The organism is Halorubrum sp. CBA1125, assembly GCF_009742825.1.
Taxonomy (GTDB): domain Archaea; phylum Halobacteriota; class Halobacteria; order Halobacteriales; family Haloferacaceae; genus Halorubrum.
In genome coordinates this window covers 1-4,569 of the sequence record NZ_WPCE01000212.1, presented here as the reverse complement: position 1 = coordinate 4,569, position 4,569 = coordinate 1, and the positions used below count along the sequence as shown (strand labels likewise).

At 69.4% G+C, this 4,569-nt stretch carries 4 protein-coding genes and 1 pseudogene; 2 read left to right on the top strand and 3 right to left on the bottom strand.

The window, feature by feature from the left end:
- Together dnaK and tpiA are read right to left on the bottom strand one after the other, a co-directional pair.
- Positions 1-1,596, bottom strand: a 1,596-nt coding sequence (dnaK, locus tag GJ633_RS14260; protein ID WP_197431359.1) for a molecular chaperone DnaK, incomplete at its 3' end; no start/stop codon positions are given.
- A gap of 227 nt (positions 1,597-1,823) precedes the next feature.
- Complete coding sequence (gene tpiA, locus GJ633_RS14255; RefSeq protein WP_156589346.1) at positions 1,824-2,468, bottom strand: triose-phosphate isomerase; 645 nt, start codon at positions 2,466-2,468, stop codon at positions 1,824-1,826.
- Between the two features lie 243 nt (positions 2,469-2,711).
- On the opposite strand from tpiA, the gene GJ633_RS14250 reads away from it, so the two are divergent.
- The gene (locus tag GJ633_RS14250) at positions 2,712-3,560 is read left to right on the top strand and encodes a DICT sensory domain-containing protein (protein WP_156589345.1); all 849 of its coding nucleotides are present in this window, start codon (positions 2,712-2,714) and stop codon (positions 3,558-3,560) included.
- On the opposite strand, the gene GJ633_RS14245 is transcribed toward GJ633_RS14250, so the two are convergent.
- Positions 3,557-4,090, bottom strand: coding sequence for a multiprotein bridging factor aMBF1 (locus tag GJ633_RS14245; RefSeq protein ID WP_156589344.1), 534 nt, complete (start codon positions 4,088-4,090; stop codon positions 3,557-3,559). The two genes, GJ633_RS14250 and GJ633_RS14245, sit on opposite strands and share 4 nt — an antisense overlap.
- A 126-nt stretch (positions 4,091-4,216) precedes the next feature.
- Here GJ633_RS14245 and GJ633_RS14240 point away from each other — a divergent pair.
- A pseudogene (locus GJ633_RS14240) lies at positions 4,217-4,569 on the top strand (3-phosphoshikimate 1-carboxyvinyltransferase); the annotation flags it as partial.

The following is a 4,569-nucleotide window of genomic DNA, read 5'->3' as shown; positions in this document are numbered from 1 at the left end:
GTCGAGTTCCTCCTCGTTCTCCTCTAAGAGCGTCTCGGCGCGCTGGATCGTCGTCTCGGCCTCGTTGCGCGCCTCGATGCGCTCGCGGCGGGCCTCGTCCTCCTCGGCGTGCTTTTCGGCCTCCTCCTGCATCTCTTCGATCTCCTCGTCGGAGAGGCCGACGCCGCCTTCGATGGTGATCGACTCGGCGTTGCCGGAGCCCTGGTCTTCGGCCTCCACGTTGACGATCCCGTTCTCGTCGATGTTGAACGAGACCTCGATCTGGGGCGTGCCGGCGGGCGCCGGCGGGATCCCCGTCAGCTGGAACGCGCCGAGCAGTTCGTTCTCCTCGGCGATCTCGCGTTCGCCCTGGAAGACGCGGACGTTGACGGAGGTCTGGTTGTCGGCCGCCGTGGTGAACACCTTCGACTCCTCGGTGGGGATCGTGGTGTTCTTCTCGATCAGCCGCTCGAACAGGCCGCCCTTCACCTCGATGCCGAGCGAGAGCGGCGTGACGTCCAGCAGGACGATGTCGTCGACGTCGCCGGAGAGCACGCCGCCCTGGACGGCCGCGCCGAGCGCGACCGCCTCGTCGGGGTTGACGTTCTTCTTCGGCTCCTGCCCGACGAGCTCTTCGACCTGCTCTTGGACCTGCGGCATCCGGGTGGAACCGCCGACGAGGATCACCTCGTCGATGTCGGACTTCTCGTACCCGGCGTCTTCGAGCGCCTGCTCGGTCGGCTCGACGGTGCGCTCTAAGAGGTCGGAGGTGAGGCTCTCGAAGGTCGCGCGGGTGATCGACTGCTCGAGGTGGACCGGCCCGCTGTCGGTCGCGGTGATGAAGGGGAGGTTGACCGTCGTCTCCTTCTTGTTGGACAGCTCGATCTTCGCCTCCTCCGCGGCGTCTTTCAGCCGCTGGAGCGCCTGCCGGTCCTCGCGGAGGTCGATCCCGTGGTCGTTCTCGAACTCCTCGGCGATGTGGTCGATGAGCGCCTCGTCCCAGTCGTCGCCGCCGAGGTCGTTGTCCCCGTTGGTGGCGACGACCTCGTAGACGCCGCCGCCGAGGTCGAGGACGCTCACGTCGAACGTGCCGCCGCCGAGGTCGAACACGAGGACGGTCTGGTCGGACTCGTCGTCGAGCCCGTAGGCCATCGAGGCCGCGGTCGGCTCGTTGACGATACGCTCGACGTCGAAGCCGGCGATCTCGCCGGCGTCTTTGGTCGCCTGCCGCTGCTTGTCGTTGAAGTACGCGGGGACGGTGATGACGGCCTTCTCGACGTCGTCGCCGAGGTACTCCTCGGCGTCGCGTTTGATCTTCTGGAGGATCATCGCCGAGACCTGCTCGGGGGTGTACTCGTCGTCGCCGATCTCGACGGTGTAGTCCTCCTCGCCCATGTGCCGCTTGATCGACTGGATCGTGCGGTCGGGGTTCTGGACGGCCTGGTTCTTCGCCGGTTTACCGACGAGCCGCTCGCCGTCGTCGGCGAAGGCGACGACCGAGGGCGTGGTTCGGTCGCCCTCGGCGTTGGCGATGATCTCGGGCTCGTCGCCCTCCATCACCGCGAACGCGGAGTTGGTGGTACCGAGGTCGATACCGAGGATCTTGTTGCTCGCCATCTTGCCCAAAGTTACCGGCTTGTAGCGGTTAAACGTTACTAGACGGGGCGACATAGCGCCCGAACCGATCCCGCCCGAGTCATGCGGTTTCGCTATCGTGTGAACGGCTCACATCGGTGTTTTTATGCAGATCCGCAAACGCAGCGTCTCGGGTCCGACGGGTCGGCGAGCCACCGACGAGCGTGCGACCCGGCCGGGACCAGACGGGTCGACAGCCGGCCGCCGGATCAGATCCCCGTGACGAGATCTTCGAGCGCCGTCTCCGGATCGTCGGCCTTGGCGACGCCGGAGGCGAGCAGGACCCCGGACGCGCCGAGGTCGCCGGCGGCCGCCACGTCGTCGCCGGTAGAGACGCCGGCGCCGCAGAACACGTCGACGTCGGGATCGACCGCGTCGGCGGCCGCGACGGCCCCCTCGACGATCCCCGGATCGGCCGTCGAGACGGAGACGTCGCCGCCGATCAGCTCGGGCGGTTCCACCGCGACGGCGTCCGGCCCGAGCGCAGCGGCCGCGCCGACCTGCGCGGGGTTGTTCGCGCAGACGACCGTCTCGAGGTCCGCACGCTCGGCCGCGCGGACCGACCCGTCCACGTCGGCGAGGGTCAGCCGCCGCTCGGAGTGGTTGATCAGCGTTCCCTCGGCGCCGTTGTCGGCGACGGCCTCCGCGAGCGTCGAGCCGGTGTGCGAGCCGTGCGCGTTCGGCGAGACGTGCTGCGCCCACGTCTCGACGCCGGTGTCGGCGACGCGCGCGACGTCGGCCGCCTGCGGAGAGACCGCGATCCGCGCGCCGGAGGCCTCGGCCACGTCGCGGGCGGCGGTCGCGACGTCGATCGGATCGCACGGGTACGCCTTGAGATTCACCAGAACGAACATACCCGTCCTCCGGGACGCGGGCGCAAATACCTTCACTCTCGGGACGGCCCTTCACACGTCGGTCGACCATTCACGCGTCGGTCGACCATTCACGCGCCGGCCGACCCTTCACGCGCCGGCCGACCCGTCGGGATCCGTGGACCCCATCGGGATCTGTACCCCAGCCGCCGTCCTCGACACGGAACGACGGTCCGGAGAGCATAAACGACCTTATACTGCGGTACTGTGAGTCCGGACGAGACCATGTCCCTCATCGAGCTCATCGCCGGCGTCGAAGCTCGCGAGGCCACGTTGACCGTGTTTAACGCCGACCCCGACGTCCCCGAGGAACTCCGCGAGCACTTCGCCGACCGCAACGTCCGGATCGTCGCCGAGCAGACCGAGCACGGCCCGGACGGGTTCGCCGTGCTGTCGCGAGAGGACGCGTTCGTGACAGCCGCCACCGTCGCGGAGCTGCTTCCCGGCCGCGACGGCGGAAGCGGCGACAGCGCGGTGGCCGATGTCGACGGACACGATCCGCCCGACGGCGGTGGTGACACCGACGGGGACGGCGATAGCGACGACAGCGACGGCGGTGGTGGCAGCGACGGCGACAACGGAACCGACCGTCTCGTGGGCGAGGCCGTCCTCGACCACCTCGACGAGACGATGTTCACCTCGTACTCGCGCGAGGAGATGATCGCCGCCTCCCGCGAGATCGAAGACCGCGCGTGGCGCATCGGAGACGGCGAGCTGCACGCCGGGTTCCAGACGCTCGACGTGCTCGCCGGCGAGACGGAGACCTACGACCGGCTCGGCGGGCTCGACGGCCTCGACGTCCACGCGTACGCGGCCGCCGACGGCGACCCCCCGGACGTCGATTCGTACGCGATCCACACGGGGCGGACCTCGGAGATCAGGGAGACGTGGTTCGTCGCGTACGACGGCGGCGGCTACGACGAGGCGAAGTGCGCGCTGCTCGCGGAGGAGCGCGCGTCCGGGGAGTTCTACGGGTTCTGGAGCTACGATCCCGACACCGTCGACTACATCATCGCGTACCTCACCGACCGATACTGGTCCGCCGAGCGCGACGAGGACGGCGCCGAGAACTAGTCCTTCCGCTTGACGACGTCGCCGAGCGTCATCGTTCCGGGGTCGTCAGACTCCCAGTCGGCGTCCTCGACGGACTCGCCCTCGACGAGCGAGATGTCGAGCGCGCGCTCCAGCTTCCGCTGGATCTCGTCGGTGGGGAGAGTGTCGCCGCGCTCGAGCTTGCGGATGAGGCTCGCCTTCTCGTTGAGCTGGTCGGCCAGGTCCTCCTGGCTCAGCCCGCGCGACTCGCGGGCGTCGCGGATCCGATCGTCGTAGTCGGTGGCGATCTCCTCCATGTCGTCGAACATGTCGCGCGGGCGCCGGGAGGACCCCGACGACCCGGACCCCGACCCGGAAGAGCCGGACGACGACGAGGATGACTTCCCGGTGCTCGAGCTCGTGGAGTACTTGCCGCCGCCGGAGCCGCTCGACTCGTCGCGGACCTCGGTGCCGAAGTCCGTACAGGAGCTGCAAAGCTCCAGCTCGGCGCCTTCGACCTTCGTCGTCGTCAGCGAGGCCTGCTCGGCGCCGCACATCTCACACTGGGGCATACGTGGCGGTAACGCTCCCGGTGGTATAAACTGTGCGCCGGGCCCGGGCGTCCGCCCGCCCTTCGTGCCGGGGACGAGTGGTGCCGCGTCCGGTACCGACTTGTCGACGGGGACGGCAGGGGACGTATGGACGTCCACGTCACGCAGTCGGTCGTGCGGGGAACGGCCCGCGCACCCCCCTCGAAGAGCTACACGCACCGCGCGCTGCTGGCCGCGGGATACAGCGACGGCGCGACCGTGCGGTCGCCGCTGATCTCGGCGGACACGAAGGCGACCGCCCGGGCGGTGACCGCCTTCGGCGGATCGGTCGCCCCGGCGAGCGCAGCCGAGAGCGAGGACGCGACCGCCTTCGACGACGCCGACGCCCTCGCAGTCGACGGGTTCGGCGGACGCCCGGCGGTCCCGGACGACGTGATCGACTGCGCGAACTCGGGGACGACGATGCGGCTCGTCACCGCCGCGGCCGCGCTCGCCGACGG

What these genes read in the sequence shown, in the direction of transcription:
- tpiA (WP_156589346.1), bottom strand. Translation starts at nt 2,468, where the DNA reads ATGTTCGTTCTGGTGAATCTCAAGGCGTACCCGTGCGATCCGATCGAC.
- GJ633_RS14250 (WP_156589345.1), top strand. Translation starts at nt 2,712, where the DNA reads ATGTCCCTCATCGAGCTCATCGCCGGCGTCGAAGCTCGCGAGGCCACG.
- GJ633_RS14245 (WP_156589344.1), bottom strand. Translation starts at nt 4,090, where the DNA reads ATGCCCCAGTGTGAGATGTGCGGCGCCGAGCAGGCCTCGCTGACGACG.